We start from the raw sequence: 16,611 nt of genomic DNA, 5'->3' as shown, positions 1-16,611 counted from the left end.
GCGCACTCCGGGGCCGCCCGGGAAATTCAAACCCTCAGGGGGTCCTGAAGCTCAACTTCAGTGGTTGACGCAGGTGTTGCCGAAGGTGGGGTTCAGCAGACCGATCACGGAGACCGTGTTGCCGCAGGCGTTCACGGGGATGTGAATCGGAGCCTGGACGACATTGCCCGAGAGGACACCGGGGGACTGCAGCGCAGCACCCTGGGCACCCGAGTCGGCGACAGCCATGCCCGCACCCGCGAGAACGAGGCCACCCGTAGCAGCCGCAGCAGCGACGACCTTCTTGATCATTGTTCCTCCTAGTTGAAAGGTGCGATCCCAGCCGCGGACCGCACCACCTGTAACGAAGAGAAACCGGCGGGGCTACGACCCGAGGAGCCCATTCACTCTTTTCATTCACCTCGTACACGTGGGCGAATAGTTGGGAGACCAGTTGGGCGATGCCGTTCAGCAGTGGTCGATGAACCGGTCCAGGACGCGGGCGCCGAACCGCAGCCCCTCGACCGGGACCCGCTCGTCGACGCCGTGGAACATGCCCGCGAAGTCCAACTCCGGGGGCAGCTGGAGCGGCGCGAAGCCGAAACAGCGGATGCCGAGGTCGTCGAAGTGCTTGGCGTCGGTGCCGCCGGAGAGCATGTACGGAATGGCGCGGGCGATCGGGTCCTCGGCGCGCAGCGCGACCTGCATCGCGTCCACGAGCTTGCCGTCGAAGTCCGTCTCCAGGGCCTTGTCGCGGTGCGAGCGCTCCTCGTCGATCCTCACGCGGGGGCCCAGGATGCGGGCGAGGTCGGCGTGGAACTCCTCCTCGTACCCCGGCAGGAAGCGGCCGTCGACGTGGGCACTGGCCTGTCCCGGGATGACGTTCACCTTGTACCCGGCGTCGAGCATCGTCGGCGCGGCCGAGTTGCGCAGGGTGGCGCCGACCATCTTGGCGATGCCGCCGAGCTTGGCCAGGGTCTCGTCCATGTTCTCGGGGTCGAGCTCGGTGCCGAGGGCGTCGGAGAGCTCGTCCAGGAAGGACCGTACGGTCTTGGTCACCCTCACCGGCCACTCGTAGCGGCCGAGGCGCCCCACCGCCTCGCAGAGCTCGGTGATGGCGTTGTCCTTGTTGGTCATGGAGCCGTGGCCGGCGGTGCCGTCCACGGTGAGCCGCATCCAGTTCATGCCCTTCTGGGCGGTCTCCACGAGGTACAGGCGCAGATTCTCGTTCACCGTGAAGGAGAAGCCGCCGACCTCGCCGATGGCCTCGGTCACCCCCTCGAAGAGGTCCGGGTGGTTGTCGACGAGGTGCCGGGCCCCGTAGGTGCCGCCGGCCTCCTCGTCGGCGAGGAAGGCCAGCACGATGTCCCGCGGGGGCTTGCGGCCGCTGCGCAGCCTGTCCCGTACGACCGCGAGGGTCATCGCGTCCATGTCCTTCATGTCGACCGCGCCGCGCCCCCACACGCAGCCGTCGGCGATCTCGCCGGAGAACGGGTCGTGCGTCCAGTCCGCCGCGTTCGCCGGCACGACGTCGGTGTGGCCGTGGATGAGGAGCGCGGGCCGGGACGGGTCCTCGCCCTCGATGCGGGCGACGGTGGAGGCCCGCCCCTGGTGCGACTCGAGGATCTGGGGGTCGAGGCCCACCTCGGCGAGCTTCTCCGCCACGTATTCGGCGGCCTTGCGCTCGCCGGGCCCCGAGTGGTCGCCGTAGTTGCTGGTGTCGATGCGGATGAGATCCCGGCAGAGGTCGACGACCTCGTCCTCGCCGGTCACCTTCCGGGTCGTGTTCGACTCGCTCACGCTGCTTCCTCCCACTGCGTTGCTGGTGGTCCCCCTCATCCTCCCGCCCCGGGCCCGCGCGCCCAAGGGGGGTCCTCTCCCGCAATGCGGCGTTCATGCAGGTGGGAGGGGTCGCGAGGGGTGGTGATCGAGCACCCGAAACCCCTGGTATTGTTTTCCACGTCGGAACGGGACAGCGCAGAACGGCCCCGAACGGCAGACACCTTGTCCGGGTGGCGGAATGGCAGACGCGCTAGCTTGAGGTGCTAGTGCCCTTTATCGGGCGTGGGGGTTCAAGTCCCCCCTCGGACACCAGCGAAGGACCCCAGAGAGATCTGGGGTCCTTTTGCGTTGCCGTGGCGCGGAGGGCGCCGGGGGCACGACGGGGGCCGGCCGGGGTGGGCGGGTCCCCGTCGTGGGGTGCGGGCGTCAGTGGCCGCGGGCGATCCAGTCGGCGAGTTGCGGGGCTTCCGCGCCGATGGTGGTGGGGTCGCCGTGGCCGGTGCGGACGGCGGTCTCCCCGGGGAGGGTGAGGAGGCGGTCGCGGATCGAGTCGATGATGGTCGGGAAGTGGGAGAAGGAGCGGCCGGTGGCTCCCGGGCCGCCCTGGAAGAGCGTGTCGCCGGTGAAGACCGTGGCCAGGGGCTCGGAGTAGAGGCAGACCGCGCCCGGGGCGTGGCCGGGGGTGTGCAGGACCGTGAGGGCGGCGCCCGCGACGGTGAGTTCCTGGCCGTCGGTGAGGAAGCCGTCCGGGGCGCGGTCGGGGTGGGTCTGCTTCCAGAGCGGGAGGTCGTCCTCGTGGAGGAGGATCGGCGCTCCGGTGGCCTCGGCGAGGGCCGGGGCGGCGTCGATGTGGTCGTTGTGCGCGTGGGTGCAGACGATGGCGCGCAGGGTGCGGCCGCCGAGGGCGGCGCGGATGGCGTCCGCGTCGTGGGCGGCGTCGATGACGATCGCCTCGGTGTCGTCGCCGACGATCCAGACGTTGTTGTCGACGTCCCAGGTGCCGCCGTCCAGGGAGAAGGTGCCCGAGGTGGTGAGGTGGTCGATGCGCACGGCCATCAGAAGGTCACCACCGAGCGCAGGACGTCGCCCTCGTGCATGCGCGCGAAGGCCTTCTCCACGTCGCCGAGGCCGATGGTCTCGGTGACGAACGCGGCCAGGTCGATGCGGCCCTGCTGGTGCAGGTCGATCAGCATCGGGAAGTCGCGGGAGGGCAGGCAGTCGCCGTACCAGGAGGACTTGAGCGCGCCGCCGCGGCCGAAGACGTCCAGGAGGGGCAGTTCGAGGGTCATCTCGGGGGTGGGGACGCCGACCAGGACGACCGTGCCGGCGAGGTCGCGGGCGTAGAACGCCTGCTTGTACGTCTCGGGGCGGCCGACCGCCTCGATGACGACGTCGGCGCCGTTGCCGCCGGTCAGCTCGCGGACGGCCTCGACCGGGTCGGCGGAGGTCGAGTTGACCGTGTGGGTGGCGCCCATGGACTTCGCGGTGGCGAGCTTGCGGTCGTCGATGTCGACGGCGATGATCTTCGCCGCGCCGGCGAGGCGGGCGCCGACGATCGCGGCGTCGCCCACTCCCCCGCAGCCGATGACGGCGACCGAGTCGCCGCGGCCGACCTGGCCGGTGTTGATCGCGGCGCCGATGCCCGCCATGACGCCGCAGCCCAGGAGGCCCGCGACGGCCGGGGAGACCGAGGGGTCGACCTTGGTGCACTGGCCGGCGGCGACGAGGGTCTTCTCGGCGAAGGCGCCGATGCCCAGCGCCGGGGACAGCTCGGTGCCGTCGAGCAGGGTCATCCGCTGCTTCGCGTTGTGGGTGGCGAAGCAGTACTGGGGGCGGCCGCGCAGACAGGCCCGGCACTGGCCGCAGACCGCGCGCCAGTTGAGGACGACGAAGTCGCCGGGGGCGACGTCGGTGACGTCCGGGCCGACGGACTCGACGACGCCCGCCGCCTCGTGGCCGAGGAGGAAGGGGAAGTCGTCGTTGATGCCGCCCTGCTTGTAGTGGAGGTCCGTGTGGCAGACGCCACAGGCCTGGATCCGCACCACGGCCTCGCCGGGGCCGGGGTCGGGGACGACGATCGTCTCGACGCGCACCGGCTCGTTCCTGCCGGGGGCGATCACGCCGCGCACCTGCTGTGGCATCTGGGGTCCTTTCTGACCTCTGGGCTGCTGACCTCGTAATACGTCCGACGATACGCGGATCGGCCGCCTCCCCGGGGAGAGACGGCCGACTGCGGGGCGAGGGGTGGGGGTCAGGGCTTCCCGGACAGCGGCACGGACTCCTCGGTGCGCTGTGCCGCGATCGCCGTGACCCGGCGGCGTACGACGAACCAGCCGCCGACCAGGGCCGCCGCGATGACCGGCAGGCAGTACACGGTCTTGCGGCCGTCCCCGCCGCCGTACCACATCAGGAACAGGACGCAGGCGAGGAAGACCAGCGTGACGATCTGGGTGTACGGGGCCCAGGGCAGCTTGTACGAGGGGCGCTCGACCAGGCCCTCCTTCGAGCGGCGGTAGAACAGCAGCGAGCAGATCATGATCATCGCCCAGGTGCCGAGGATGCCGATCGAGGCGAAGTTCAGGACGATCTCGAAGGCGTTCTTGGGGACGAAGAAGTTCAGCGCGACGCCCATGACGCCGAAGCCCGCGGTGAGCAGGATGCCGCCGTAGGGGACCTGGCCCTTGTTCATCCGGCCGGTGAACTTCGGGGCCGAGCCCGCCAGGGACATCGAGCGCAGGATGCGGCCGGTGGAGTACAGGCCGGAGTTCAGGCTGGAGAGGGCGGCGGTGAGGACCACGAGGTTCATGATTCCCGCCGCGCCCGGCACGCCGATCTTGTCCATGACGGTGACGAAGGGGCTCTGCTTGTCGCTGTAGGCCGTGTACGGCAGCAGCAGGGCGAGCAGGGCGACCGAGCCGACGTAGAAGATGCCGACGCGCCACATGATGGAGTTGATCGCCTTGGGGAGCACCTTGTGCGGCTCCTCGGTCTCGCCCGCGGCGACGCCGCACAGCTCCACCGAGGCGTACGCGAAGACGACGCCCTGGATGACGATCAGCATCGGCAGGACGCCCATCGGGAAGATGCCGCCGCCGTCGGAGATGGTGGAGAAGCCCGGGGTGTGGCCGTCGACCGGAGTCTGGGTGACCACCAGGTAGATGCCGATCAGCATGAAGACCACGAGGGCGGCGACCTTGACGATCGCGAACCAGAACTCCATCTCGCCGAAGTACTTCACCGAGATGAGGTTGGCGGTCAGCACGATGGACAGGGCGATCAGGGCGAGGATCCACTGCGGGATGTCGCTGAACATCGCCCAGAAGTGCGCGTAGGTCGCGGCGGCGGTGATGTCGGCGACGGCGGTGGTCGACCAGTTCAGGAAGTACATCCAGCCGGCCGTGTACGCCCCCTTCTCGCCCATGAACTCGCGGGCGTAGGAGACGAACGCGCCGGAGGACGGCCGGTAGAGGACCAGCTCGCCGAGGGCGCGGACGACGAAGAACGCGAAGACGCCGCAGACGGCGTAGGCGATGGCCAGGGAGGGGCCCGCGCCCGCCATGCGGCCGCCGGCGCCCAGGAACAGGCCGGTGCCGATGGCGCCGCCGATGGCGATCATGTTGATGTGCCGGGACTTGAGGTCCTTGCTGTAACCCTCGTCACCCGGGTCGACGTGGCGTGACGTCGAGGGAGGGGACGGCGGGGCGGTGTCGACTGCCGCAGTGCGGGTGCGGTCACTCATGTATCGCTTCGCCTTCGTGTGGGGGATGTGCGGTACCGGGGCGCACGATCGAATGCAGTGCGGACTCGACGCGTTCGAGGTGGGCGGCCATGGCGTGCACGGCTGCCCCCTCGGACCCCTCGACGATCGCTTCGACCAGGGCCCGGTGCTCGGCGTCCGACTGGCGTCGTCGGTCTCCGAGTTGGTTGAGGAAGCTGGACTGCCGCGCCAGGGCGTCCCGTATCTCTTCGATGACCTTCTGGAAGACGGGGTTGCCCGAGGCTCCGGCGACGGTGAGGTGGAACAGGGAGTCCAGCGCCACCCAGGCGGTGGGGTCGGTCTCGCGCTCCATGCTCTCGACCAGCCTCAGCAGCTGGTCGATGTCGTCCCGGGTGCGGCGCGAAGCAGCGTACCCCGCCACGGGGATCTCCACATGTCGGCGTACTTCCAGCAGGTCACGGGCCGAGTACGAGCCGAAGACCGGGTTCGGCCCGGACGAGCGGACGTAGGTGCCCTTGCCCGCGCGGGAGACCGTCAGGCCGAGGGCCTGGAGGGTGCGCAGGGCCTCGCGGACGACGGAGCGGCTGACGTCGTGGCGCCGGCCGATCTCCGCCTCCGTGGGGAGTTTGTCGCCCACGGCCAGTTCGCCGGACTCGATGGCGGCGCGCAACTGCGCCAGGACGACGTCGGTGGCGCTGACGCGTCGGGGCACAAGCCCTTGCAGGGGGTCGCCGTCGGCAGCGGCGCCGCCCGCGGGGACTCCGCCGGGGGTTGTCCGGCTGTCTGACAAGACCATGCGGAGAATGCTCGGACCTTGTTACTGGTGCGTCAAGAGTGAACAGACAGGAAGAGGCTCGCTGATGAATTTCTCACACGCGGTAGTGGTCATGGGTGTGGCGGGTACAGGGAAGACCACAATCGGGACATTACTGGCGGAAAGGATGGGCGTCGCGTACGCGGAGGGTGATGACTTCCATCCGGCGGCGAACGTCTCGAAGATGGCCGCCGGGGTGCCCCTGGCGGACGCGGACCGCCTCCCCTGGCTCGACCGGGTGGGGGCCTGGGCCCGGGAACGGGGCGCGGCGGGCGGTGTGGTGACCTGTTCGGCGTTGAAGCGGGCGTACCGGGACCGGCTGCGGGGGGCGGCGCCGGGAGTGGCGTTCGTCCATCTGGAGGGGTCGCGGGAGCTGATCGGGGCGCGGATGCGGGAGCGCAGGGGGCACTTCATGCCGGTGGCGCTGCTGGATTCGCAGTTCGCGGCGCTGGAGGGGCTCGGGCGCGACGAGTACGGGGTGACGGTGGGCGTGGAGGGGACGCCGGAGGAGGTCGTGGAGCGGGCGGTGAAGGCGCTGCGGGAGTTGTAGGGGGGCCGCCGGTGGGCGGGAGGGGCGCCGGTGGGCGGGGGGCTGCCGGGCCCCGTGGGCTCAGGGGTCCCAGTGCGGGTGTTCGTCCTCGGCCCAGGATCGGTCGACCGTGCCGGTGCGCATGCCGGTGCGGGCTTCGGGGTGGGTCAGGGCCATCCACAGGTGCCCGGCGATCACGACGCCCGCGGCGAGGGCGAGCCAGTCGTGGACGAAGGTGGCTCCGGTGCGCCAGCTCAGCGGCGCCAGGCCGGTGAACCACATCAGCAGCCCGGTGCCGAGCATCACCAGCCCCGCGCCCGCCATCCAGCCCGCGTACAGCTTCTGGCCCGCGTTGAACTTGCCCGCCGGCCGGTGGCCGCGGCGTCCGCGCACCGCGCGCAGCCACTCCCTGTCGTACGCGGTGAAGCGCGCCAGCAGCGCAAGGTCGGCCCGGAACGCGCGCGAGGCCAGGCCCAGCAGGTAGGGGGCCGGGAGCAGCAGGCCGGTCCAGATGTGGACGGTGACCACCAGGTGGCGGCGGCCCACCAGTTCCGCGAGGGAGGGGAGGTAGAGGCAGGCGGCGGTGGCGACGCACAGCAGGGCCAGGGTGGCGGTCGCGCGGTGGACGAGGCGTTCGGCGCGGGTGAAGCGCCGTACGCGGGCGGGGGGTTCAGACGGTCGGGGTGTCGGTGCGTCCGTTGGACCTGCCGACCCAGGCGTCGACGTCATAGCCCAGCTCCTCCCAGTAGCCGGGCAGCACCCGGTCGGTGACGTTGATGCCGGAGAGCCACTTCGCCGACTTGTAGAAGTACATGGGGGCGACGTAGAGGCGGACCGGGCCGCCGTGGCTGTGCGGGAGGTCCCTGTCCTGCATCTTCAGGGCCACCAGTACGTCGTCGCGGCGGACCTGGTCCAGGGTGAGGCTCTCGCTGTACGTGCCGTCGAAACACAGGAAGCGCAGGGCCCGGCCGGCCGGTTTGACTCCGGCGAGGTCCAGCAGGTGGGAGAGGCGTACGCCTTCGAAGGGGGTGTCGGGGACCCGCCAGCCGGTGACGCACTGGACGTCGCGGACGACGCGGGTCTGCGGCAGGGCGCGGAGCTGGGCCAGCGTGTAGGCGGCCGGGCGGTCCACCAGGCCGCCGATGTCGAGGCGGTAGGTGGCGGGGGTCTTCTTCGGGACGGAGTCGGCGACCGAGTAGTAGCGGAAGCCGCTGCTGTTCGGGAGGAGGCCGGTGATGCCGGTGGGGTCCTTGCCCGCCGCCGCGCCGAGGAAGGAGTCGACGCCCTCCTGGACGTACGGGGCAGCCGCCACTCCCGCCGCGCCGAGGCCCAGCATGCCGAGGACCAGGCGGCGGCCGACGGGCGCGCCGCGGGACGGCTCGGGCGCGGGCGGTGCGGTCGGGGGCGACGCGGGCTCGGCGGGCGGTCCGGGTGCGGGCCGTGGCAACGGGGCGGGCCGGTCCGGTGGTTGGGGGGTCACCCCTCGATTCGAGCACTCGCGGGTCCCGGGCGCAAAGGTTCGCGCGCGGACGTCAGACTTTCGTCATGACGGGCGGACGCGGCGGGGGCGGCGGTGTGCGGGCCGCCGCCCCCGCCCCGGTGGGCTCAGCGGCCCGTGGTCCCCGGGGCCGTGCCGGCGGCCTTGTCGAGCTGGAAGGCCTCGTTGCCCAGTCCGATGCGGGCGTGCACCTCGGGCTTCCTGGCCTTGAGGACGGCTCCGTAGGCGAGGCCGCCGAGCGCGGTGACGCCGATGATGGCGGGCAGGATCCAGGTCAGCGCGGAGCCGGACTCGGCGCCGACCAGCTTGGCGAAGTCCTTGACCGTGTAGGCCGCGATGCCGAGCAGGGCGGTTCCGGCGAGGCCGGAGCACAGGAGCCGCCACTTCTGGGCCGCGCCCGCCCCGCGTCGTACGAAGAAGGCGATCACGGCGAACGAGGCGACCGCCATGAGGAGGATCACGCCGAGGGCGCCCACGTTGCCCATCCAGGTGAACAGGTGGAGGACGGGGGTGGTGGGGTCGTCGATCGGCTTGTCGTCGGTGAGCGCGAAGGCCAGCACCACGATCAGGGAGATCACGGACTGGAGGACGGAGCCGGTGGCGGGGGCGCCGCTGGTCTTGCTGGTACGGCCGAAGGCGGCCGGGAGGAGGCCTTCGCGGCCCATCGCGAAGGAGTAGCGGGCGACGACGTTGTGGAAGCTGAGCAGCGCGGCGAACATGCCGGTGACGAAGAGGATGTGCAGGACGTCGGTGAAGGTGGTGCCGAGGCGTTCCTGGACCAGGGTGAAGAGCATGCCCGGCCCCTGGTCGGTGGCCAGCTTCGAGACCTTGTCGGGTCCGGCGGCGACGCTGACGGCCCAGGAGCTGAGGGCCAGGAAGATCGCCGAGTAGGCGACGCCGAGGAACATCACCCGGGAGACGATGACGTGCGGGCGCTGGGTCTCCTCGGCGTACACCGGGGCCTGCTCGAAGCCGACGAACGCGGCGATGGAGAAGCAGAGCGCGGTGCCGAGCGCGACGCCGGGGCCGGTGAGGGTGGACGGGTCGAAGGCCGCGAAGGACAGGCCGGTGGCCTTGGCGGGCTCGGCGACGGCGGCGATGTCGAAGACGACGACGAGCAGGCACTCGATGAGCAGGAGCACGCCGAGGACCTTGGCGTTGAGGTCGATCTTCAGCCAGCCGAGGAAGCCGATGAGGAGGACGCAGACCACGGCGAAGACCCACCAGGAGACCTTGAGGCCGAGGTAGGTGGCGAAGATGCCGGAGAGCTCGAAGCCGAGGATGCCGAAGATGCCGACCTGCATCGCGCTGTACGCGACGAGGGCGACCAGGGAGGCTCCGGCGCCGGCGGTGGCGCCGAGGCCGCGGGCTATGTAGGCGTAGAACGCGCCGGCGTTGTGGACGTGGCGGCTCATCTCGGCGTACCCGACGCTGAAGAGCAGGAGTACCGCGCCGAGGATCAGGAAGAGCAGCGGCTGGCCGACCACGCCCATCACGCCGAAGATCGTGGGCATGACACCGGCGACGACCATGAGGGGCGCGCTGGCGGCGAGGACGGACAGCAGGAGGCCGAGGGTGCCGAGGCGGCCGGCGCGCAGGGCGCCCTCCTCGCCCTTGTAGGTGTTGATTCCGGCGTCGCCGCTGGCGGTCTCTCGGGTCGTGCGGGTGGGTGAACTGCCCGTGGCCATCGCGGGGTCTTCCCTTCGGGATAGGCGGGTGGAGGGGGTGCGGTGGTGCTGGACGTGCGTCTGGTGGGTCAGGCGTCTCCGAGTACGACGCCGCGCGCGGCGCGGAAGGCCTGGTAGGGGTCCCGGTCGGGGTAGGACCACGGGGCGGCCGTACGGTGCGGGCCGATCCGGTGGAACAGGGCGGCGGCCTCGGCGTGGCGGCCCTCGCAGAACTTCGCGTGGGCCAGGTAGTTGAGGTCGACGCGGGAACGGGGGTGGTCCTCGCGCTCCCACTCCAGCCACCAGTCGAAGGCCGCCTTCATGGCCTGCCGGGCGCGGCGGCCCGACCAGTGCCCCGACAGCTCCGGCTCCGCCGGGATCTGCCCGGCGACGGCGAGCGCGCGGTAGCGCTCGGCGTGCGCGATCACGGGCAGCACGGCCAGCGGGGAGTCGGCGGGGGCCTGTTCGGCGGCCCAGGCGGCGAAGTCGTACACCTCGTGGAGGGGGTCCTGCCCTATGTCGGGGCGGCGCTCGGCGAGGCGGGCGATGATCAGGTGGTGGGCGTGGTGGTGGTCGGGGTGGCGCAGTCTGACCTGGTCGTAGAGCTGGGTGACCTCGTCCTCGGTGCCGAGGTGGCGGGCGAGGAGGAGCTGGGCGAGCCAGGGCGTGGGGTCTTCGGGGACCAGCCCGGCGGCCTTGCGGCAGGACTGCCGGGCGCGGTCGGGGCAGCCCTTGCCGAGCAGGGCGGCCTGGGTTTCGGCACAGGCCAGCAGGGCTGCGGCGTCGGCGCTCTCGGGCTCGGCGATGAGCCAGTCCTTCGCCCAGGCCAGGGTGCCCTTGGGGGCGGCGAGGACGAGGAGGCGGTGGCCGCGGCGGTCCCAGTCGTCGCCGGTACGGGCGAGGAGGGAGCGCACCCGGGTCCATCTGCCCTGACCCAACTGCTCGCGCGCTTCGATGAGTTCGGTGTCGTCGAGGGCAGGGTCGGGCGGCTGTTCGCCGCGACGGCGACGGAGAAGGGGCGGAGGAGGGGCCATCCGCGGGGTACCTCCACGACGCGCGACAAGTGAGCCTTTGATCACGCACAGCAAAGCGGTAGGGGTTGCTCCGCGTCAAGCCGGATCATGTCGGGTCGATGTCGAACTGGCGGCGACGGCAGGGCGGTTGGGGTGACGGTCGGTGACATCGGGCCAGGCAGGGGGCTCGTCGCACGGTCGCCGTGGCTAGTCTGGGCGCATGGACGACCATCAGAATTCCGCCGGTGCCGCCGGCGTCCGCGCGCCGCTCCCGCCGTATCTGCTGGCCATGCCGGGGCCGCTGCGGGACCAGTTGGTGGCGGCGGTGCTCGCGGGCCGGAAGGTGTCGACGACGGGCCTGCTGTGCGAGTTCGAGGCGGAGGACGAGGAACTGCCGCCGGTGGGCGAGCGCTCGGCACTGATCGACTCGGCGGGGCGGGAGGTGGCGGTGCTGGAGATCACGGAGGTGCGGGTGCTGAGGCTGGGCGACGTGGACCTCCAGCACGCGCTGGACGAGGGTGAGGGGCACACGTCGGTGGCCGAGTGGCGGGCGGGGCACGAGGCGTTCTGGCACGGCGAGGAGATGCGGGAGGCCCTGGGGGACCCGGACTTCGTCGTGGACGACGACACGATGGTGGTGGCGGAGAGGTTCCGGGTGGTGGAGGTGCTGGGCACCTAGGGAGCGGGCGGGCCCGGACGGGACGGGACCGGCCGCCCCCGGCGCCGAGGGGCGGGCACGCCCCCCAGGGCTACACGACCTCGCGGGCCGCCGCCCGTCCCGCCGCCCGCCCGGAGAAGATGCAGCCGCCGAGGAACGTGCCCTCCAGCGAGCGGTAGCCGTGGACGCCGCCGCCGCCGAACCCCGCCGCCTCGCCCGCCGCGTACACGCCGGGCAGCGGAGTGCCGTCCGGGGTCAGGACGCGGGAGGAGAGGTCGGTCTCCAGGCCGCCGAGGGACTTGCGGGTCAGGATGTGCAGGCGTACCGCGATCAGCGGGCCCGCCTTCGGGTCCAGGACGCGGTGTGGGGCGGCCGTGCGGATGAGCTTGTCGCCGAGGTACTTGCGCGCCCCGTGGATCGCCGTGACCTGGAGGTCCTTGGTGAAGGGGTTGGCCATCTCGCGGTCGCGGGCGACGAGTTGGCGGCGCAGGCCGGCCTCGTCGATGAGGGGTTCCTTGGTGAGGGCGTTCATGCCGCGTACCAGGGAGGCGAGGTCCTTCTCGACGACGAAGTCGGCGCCGTGGTCCATGAACGCCTTGACCGGGGCGGGGACGGCGGTCCTGGCCCGGTCGAGTACGCCGCGCACGGACTTGCCCGTCAGGTCGGGGTTCTGCTCGGAGCCGGAGAGGGCGAACTCCTTGCCGATGATCTTCTGGTCGAGCACGAACCAGGTGTAGTCGTAGCCGGTCTTCATGATGTGGTCGAGCGTGCCGAGCGTGTCGAAGCCCGGGAAGAGGGGGACGGGCAGCCGCCTGCCGCGCGCGTCCAGCCACAGGGAGGAGGGGCCCGGCAGGATGCGGATGCCGTGCTTGGCCCAGATCGGGTTCCAGTTCTGGATGCCCTCGGTGTAGTGCCACATCCGGTCGCGGTTGATGTGGCTGGCCCCGGCTGCCTCCGTGATGCCGAGCATCAGGCCGTCGACGTGCGCGGGAACGCCGGAGAGCAGGTGCTCGGGCGGGGCGCCCAGGCGCTCGGGCCACTGGGCGCGGACCAGGTCGTGGTTGCCGCCGATGCCGCCGGAGGTGACGATCACCGCCTGGGCGCGCAGCGAGAAGTCACCAGTGACGGTGCGGGAGCTGGCCGTGCCGCGCTCGGCGGAGGACGCCTCCAGGACCTCCCCGGTGACGGTGTCGACCGCTCCCCCGGTACGGGCCAGGCCCGTCACCCGGTGCCGGAAGCGGAAGGTCACGAGCCCCCGGGCGACGCCCTCGCGGACCTTGCGCTCGAAGGGGGCGACGAGACCGGGGCCGGTGCCCCAGGTGATGTGGAAGCGGGGCACGGAGTTGCCGTGGCCGTTCGCGTCGTAGCCGCCGCGTTCCGCCCAGCCGACCACCGGGAAGAAGCGGACGCCCTGCTGGTGCAGCCAGGAGCGCTTCTCCCCCGCCGCGAAGTCGACGTACGCCTCGGCCCACTTGCGGGGCCAGGCGTCCTCCGCGCGGTCGAAGCCCGCGGTGCCCAGCCAGTCCTGGAGGGCGAGGTCGCGGCTGTCCTTGACGCGCATCCGGCGCTGCTCGGACGAGTCGACGAGGAAGAGACCGCCGAAGGACCAGTGCGCCTGGCCGCCGATGGACTGCTCGGGCTCCTGGTCCAGGAGGATCACCGTGCGGCCGGCGTCCACCAGTTCGGCGGTGGCGACGAGACCGGCGAGGCCCGCGCCGATGACGATGACGTCCGCGTCGTAACCGGCGCGGTGCGGGTCGCCCGGGCGGCCCGGGCCACCGGAGTCGCCCGCACGGCCGGCACGGCCCGCCTCGCCCGAGCCGCCCGTGACGTCCTGGCCGGTGGCGTCGTTCCCCTTGGCATCCATGGCCCGATCTTCGGTACGCGGCAGTAACTAGTCAACCGTTCGGCCGTACGCTTCCCGGCCGCGGGCACGGCGCTGCCGAACCGGCGTCCGGCGATGCCGGGCGGGGCGGCCGAGGCGGTGGGCACGGCCGCCGCCCAGAAGGTGTCGGCCGGCCGCCGAGCGGACGGCCGGCCCGCGCCCGCTTCCCCTCCGCGCCGCCCCCGCACCCTCGGTCGGCCGCTCTGATGCCGGACATTGATCGATTGATGTCCGGCATTGCCATTTAATAATGGCCAGTATTACAGTGGTCGCATGGCAAGGACATCAGGACCCGAGACCCGCGAGAAGCTCGTCCGCGCGGCAGAGGAGGTCTTCGCCGCGCAGGGCGTGGACGGCGCGCAACTGCGGGACGTGGTGCAGCGGGCCGGGCAGGCGAACCCGTCGGCCGTGCAGTACCACTTCGGCTCGCGCGCCGGGCTCCTGGACGCCGTCATGGCCGGCCGGCAGGCGCGCACCGAGCAGGTGCTCGCGCCGCTGCTGGCGCAGGTTCCCGAAGCCGCTCCCGTACGGGACCTGCTGACCGCGCTCGTCGCGGCGGAGGCCTCCGAGCTGGCCGACCCGCGCGGGCTGCGCTGCCTGCGGATCTCGGCGCAGCTCAGCCACGAGAGCGGGGTGCGCACCAGGACTCCGCACCCGACGCTGGCGGGCACCGCGTACTGGCGGCTGATCGAACGGATCGAGGCCGCGCTCGTACGCGACGGGCTGCCCGAACCGCTGCGGCTGGAGCGCCTGGACCTGGCCCTCACGCTCGTCGGAGCGGCCCTCGCCGACCGGGCCCGCCAACTGCTGACCGACCGGAAGCCGCTGACCTCGGTGAACGTGTTCCTCGCCGACCTCGTGGAGACGACGACGGCCCTGCTCCGGGCGCCCCACACCCACGTACCGGAACACTCCTGAACCGCACACTCGTGAGAGAAGAACACACCATGAGCAACAACGACCTCACCGGCAAGACCGTCGTCATCACCGGCGGCGCCCGGGGCCTGGGCGCGGCGGCCGCCCGGCAAGCCGTCGCCGCGGGCGCGAACGTCGTGATCACCGACGTGCTCGACGAGGAGGGCGCGGCGACCGCTGCCGAGCTGGGCGAGCGGGCCCGGTTCCAGCACCACGACGTGACGAGCGAGGAGGACTGGGCGCGGGTGGCGGCGTACGCGGTCGCCGAGTTCGGCGGCATCGACGGCCTGGTGAACAACGCGGGGATATCCACCGGCCAGTTCCTCGCGGACGAGTCGGTCGAGCACTTCCGCAAGGTCCTCGACATCAACCTGACCGGTGTCTTCATCGGCATGAAGGCCGTCATCCCGGCGATGCGGGACAGCGGCGGCGGCTCGATCGTCAACATCTCCTCCGCGGCCGGCCTGATGGGCCTGGCGCTGACCGCCGGGTACGGCGCGTCCAAGTGGGGTGTGCGCGGCCTGACGAAGATCGGCGCCGTGGAGCTGGGCACCCAGAGGATCCGTGTGAACTCGGTGCACCCGGGCATGACGTACACCCCGATGACGGCCTCCGTCGGCATCCGGCAGGGTGAGGGCAACTACCCGAACACGCCGATGGGCCGGGTGGGTGAGGCGGACGAGATCGCGGGCGCGGTCGTCTTCCTGCTGTCGGACGCGGCGTCCTACGTCACGGGCGCGGAGCTGGCGGTGGACGGCGGCTGGACGACCGGTCCGACCGTGAAGTACGTCATGGGTCAGTGATCCACTGCTTGTTGTTGGATGGGGTCCATGAACCCCAGTGAAGAGATCCTGGACGTCGTCGACGAACGCGACGAGGTCGTCGGGCAGGCCCCGCGCGGTGAGGTGTACGCGCGGGGCCTGCGTCATCGCTGCACCTTCGTCCGGGTGCGGGACGCCGACGGCCGGATCTTCGTGCACCGCAGGACGGCCACGAAGCTGGTCTATCCGTCGCTGTACGACATGTTCGTGGGCGGTGTGGTGGGCGCGGGCGAGTCCTACGACGCGGCGGCGCTGCGCGAGGCGCAGGAGGAGCTCGGGGTGTCCGGGCTCGCGCAGCCCGTGCCGCTGACGAAGTTCCTGTACGAGGGCGCCGACGGGCAGAGCTGGTGGAGCGCCGTGTACGACGTGCGGTGCGAGCTGCCGGTGGACCCGCAGGCCGAGGAGGTCGCCTGGTACGCCTTCCTGACGGAGGAGGAGCTGGCCCGGCGGACCGGCGGGGGCGCCGACGGCTGGGAGTGGGTACCGGACGGGCTGGCCGCGTACGAACTCCTCGCGCGCCGGTGAGCGGGCCCCGGGGCGGACCGAAGGACGGGCTGAGGGACGGGCTGTGGGACGGGTTGCGGCTGTGGGTGGCGCCGCGGCGGGTGCAGGAGGAGGGCGAGACGCCCGACTACCGGTTCTCGCTGGCCAATGAGCGGACCTTCCTGGCCTGGGTACGGACGGCGCTGGCGTTGGTGGGGGCCGGGTTCGCGGTGGACCAGTTCCTGCCGGACCTGCGGTGGGGGGTGCGGGTCGGGCTCGCCCTCGCCCTGCTGGGGGCGGGGGCGCTGTGCGCGCTGCGGGCGGTGAACCACTGGGTGCGGTGCGAGCGGGCGATGCGGCGGGGCGAGGACCTGCCGGTGACGCGCTTCCCGACGGTGCTGAGCCTGCTGGTGGGGGTGGTCGCGGTGGCGATGGTGGTGGTCGTGGTGTTCGGGTGGGCGGGGTGAGCGCGTCGTCGCCGGGCGGGGCAGCGCGGGATCCGGGGCTCCAGCCGGAGCGGACACGGCTGGCATGGCGGCGGACGACACTGTCGGCGACGGTGGTGGCGGTGCTGGCGGCGAAGCAGGCGGTGCGGGACGGGGCGACGGGGGCGGCGCTGCTCGGGGCGGCGCTGAGCGCGTTGGCCTGGATCGGGTTCCTGGTGGTCGCGCAGGGGCGGATGCGGGAGTTGGGGGAGGCGCGGCCGGTGGGGCTGGGGGTGGGGCGGGCGTGGGTGGTGGTGGGGTGCGGGGTGGCGCTGGCGGGGTTCGGGGTGGCGGTGGTGTGGTGAGCGTCGAGGGCGGGGCCGGGGTGGCGCGTGCGCCGGGGCGGGGTGCGGCGCGCAGCCGG

General features: G+C 71.9%; 18 protein-coding genes and 1 tRNA gene. 8 read left to right on the top strand and 11 right to left on the bottom strand.

Annotated elements, in window-relative coordinates:
• Positions 1-57: 57 nt before the first annotated feature.
• The gene (gene chpH, locus ACZ56L_RS24865) at positions 58-291 is read right to left on the bottom strand and encodes a chaplin ChpH (RefSeq protein ID WP_345224589.1); all 234 of its coding nucleotides are present in this window, start codon (positions 289-291) and stop codon (positions 58-60) included.
• Positions 292-447: 156 nt separating this feature from the next.
• A complete protein-coding gene (locus tag ACZ56L_RS24860) occupies positions 448-1,779 on the bottom strand; it encodes a M20/M25/M40 family metallo-hydrolase (protein ID WP_345224587.1) in 1,332 nt (443 codons plus the stop codon).
• A 206-nt stretch (positions 1,780-1,985) separates the two neighbouring features.
• Between ACZ56L_RS24860 and ACZ56L_RS24855 the strand changes: the two genes are divergently transcribed.
• Positions 1,986-2,073, top strand: a tRNA-Leu gene (locus ACZ56L_RS24855).
• A gap of 114 nt (positions 2,074-2,187) precedes the next feature.
• Here the strand turns inward: ACZ56L_RS24855 and ACZ56L_RS24850 are convergent.
• The 4 genes from ACZ56L_RS24850 to ACZ56L_RS24835 all read right to left on the bottom strand — a co-directional run bounded on the left by ACZ56L_RS24850 (position 2,188) and on the right by ACZ56L_RS24835 (position 6,275).
• On the bottom strand, positions 2,188-2,817 hold the full coding sequence (locus ACZ56L_RS24850; protein WP_345224585.1) for an MBL fold metallo-hydrolase: 630 nt from the start codon (positions 2,815-2,817) through the stop codon (positions 2,188-2,190).
• Entirely contained in the window at positions 2,817-3,902 is a 1,086-nt protein-coding gene (locus ACZ56L_RS24845) for an S-(hydroxymethyl)mycothiol dehydrogenase (protein ID WP_401760889.1), read from the bottom strand. The genes ACZ56L_RS24850 and ACZ56L_RS24845 overlap by 1 nt, the downstream gene beginning before the upstream one ends.
• Before the next feature lie 110 nt (positions 3,903-4,012).
• Positions 4,013-5,500 carry an amino acid permease gene (locus ACZ56L_RS24840; protein WP_468689459.1) on the bottom strand — a complete coding sequence of 496 codons (1,488 nt, stop codon included), beginning with the start codon at positions 5,498-5,500 and terminating at the stop codon, positions 4,013-4,015.
• Positions 5,493-6,275 (bottom strand): FadR/GntR family transcriptional regulator, encoded by a 783-nt coding sequence (locus ACZ56L_RS24835; RefSeq protein WP_345224579.1) that lies wholly within the window; start codon positions 6,273-6,275, stop codon positions 5,493-5,495. Before ACZ56L_RS24835 ends, ACZ56L_RS24840 begins: the two co-directional genes overlap by 8 nt.
• Positions 6,276-6,339: 64 nt before the next feature.
• Between ACZ56L_RS24835 and ACZ56L_RS24830 the strand changes: the two genes are divergently transcribed.
• Complete coding sequence (locus ACZ56L_RS24830; protein WP_401760893.1) at positions 6,340-6,843, top strand: gluconokinase; 504 nt, start codon at positions 6,340-6,342, stop codon at positions 6,841-6,843.
• Positions 6,844-6,903: 60 nt separating this feature from the next.
• Here ACZ56L_RS24830 and ACZ56L_RS24825 read toward each other — a convergent pair whose 3' ends face one another.
• The 4 genes from ACZ56L_RS24825 to ACZ56L_RS24810 all read right to left on the bottom strand — a co-directional run bounded on the left by ACZ56L_RS24825 (position 6,904) and on the right by ACZ56L_RS24810 (position 11,021).
• On the bottom strand, positions 6,904-7,551 hold the full coding sequence (locus tag ACZ56L_RS24825; RefSeq protein WP_471066442.1) for a cytochrome b/b6 domain-containing protein: 648 nt from the start codon (positions 7,549-7,551) through the stop codon (positions 6,904-6,906).
• Positions 7,493-8,158, bottom strand: a complete 666-nt coding sequence (locus ACZ56L_RS24820) for a molybdopterin-dependent oxidoreductase (RefSeq protein WP_401761029.1) — start codon at positions 8,156-8,158, stop codon at positions 7,493-7,495. The genes ACZ56L_RS24825 and ACZ56L_RS24820 overlap by 59 nt, the downstream gene beginning before the upstream one ends.
• A gap of 269 nt (positions 8,159-8,427) precedes the next feature.
• Positions 8,428-10,008 carry an APC family permease gene (locus ACZ56L_RS24815; RefSeq protein ID WP_471066439.1) on the bottom strand — a complete coding sequence of 527 codons (1,581 nt, stop codon included), beginning with the start codon at positions 10,006-10,008 and terminating at the stop codon, positions 8,428-8,430.
• A gap of 68 nt (positions 10,009-10,076) precedes the next feature.
• A complete protein-coding gene (locus ACZ56L_RS24810) occupies positions 10,077-11,021 on the bottom strand; it encodes a hypothetical protein (protein ID WP_345224570.1) in 945 nt (314 codons plus the stop codon).
• 199 nt (positions 11,022-11,220) lie between these two features.
• Between ACZ56L_RS24810 and ACZ56L_RS24805 the strand changes: the two genes are divergently transcribed.
• Positions 11,221-11,679, top strand: a complete 459-nt coding sequence (locus tag ACZ56L_RS24805; RefSeq protein ID WP_345224568.1) for an ASCH domain-containing protein — start codon at positions 11,221-11,223, stop codon at positions 11,677-11,679.
• A 70-nt stretch (positions 11,680-11,749) separates the two neighbouring features.
• On the opposite strand, the gene ACZ56L_RS24800 is transcribed toward ACZ56L_RS24805, so the two are convergent.
• Positions 11,750-13,525, bottom strand: coding sequence for an FAD-binding dehydrogenase (locus tag ACZ56L_RS24800; RefSeq protein ID WP_471066435.1), 1,776 nt, complete (start codon positions 13,523-13,525; stop codon positions 11,750-11,752).
• 291 nt (positions 13,526-13,816) lie between these two features.
• On the opposite strand from ACZ56L_RS24800, the gene ACZ56L_RS24795 reads away from it, so the two are divergent.
• Genes ACZ56L_RS24795 through ACZ56L_RS24775 form a run of 5 tightly spaced genes read left to right on the top strand, consistent with a single transcriptional unit; the run spans position 13,817 to position 16,552 of the window.
• Positions 13,817-14,461 (top strand): TetR/AcrR family transcriptional regulator, encoded by a 645-nt coding sequence (locus ACZ56L_RS24795; protein WP_401760901.1) that lies wholly within the window; start codon positions 13,817-13,819, stop codon positions 14,459-14,461.
• Between the two features lie 29 nt (positions 14,462-14,490).
• Positions 14,491-15,261: a glucose 1-dehydrogenase gene (locus ACZ56L_RS24790; RefSeq protein ID WP_345224563.1), complete on the top strand. Its 771-nt coding sequence runs from the start codon at positions 14,491-14,493 to the stop codon at positions 15,259-15,261.
• Positions 15,262-15,288: 27 nt separating this feature from the next.
• Entirely contained in the window at positions 15,289-15,804 is a 516-nt protein-coding gene (locus ACZ56L_RS24785) for an NUDIX hydrolase (RefSeq protein WP_471066432.1), read from the top strand.
• Entirely contained in the window at positions 15,801-16,229 is a 429-nt protein-coding gene (locus ACZ56L_RS24780; RefSeq protein ID WP_345224559.1) for a YidH family protein, read from the top strand. Before ACZ56L_RS24785 ends, ACZ56L_RS24780 begins: the two co-directional genes overlap by 4 nt.
• Positions 16,226-16,552: a DUF202 domain-containing protein gene (locus ACZ56L_RS24775; RefSeq protein ID WP_468689444.1), complete on the top strand. Its 327-nt coding sequence runs from the start codon at positions 16,226-16,228 to the stop codon at positions 16,550-16,552. Before ACZ56L_RS24780 ends, ACZ56L_RS24775 begins: the two co-directional genes overlap by 4 nt.
• Positions 16,553-16,611 lie beyond the last annotated feature (59 nt).

The sequence above is a fragment of the Streptomyces sp. NPDC039736 genome (genome assembly GCF_055596485.1).
This window is presented reverse-complemented; position numbering and strand designations above follow the sequence as displayed.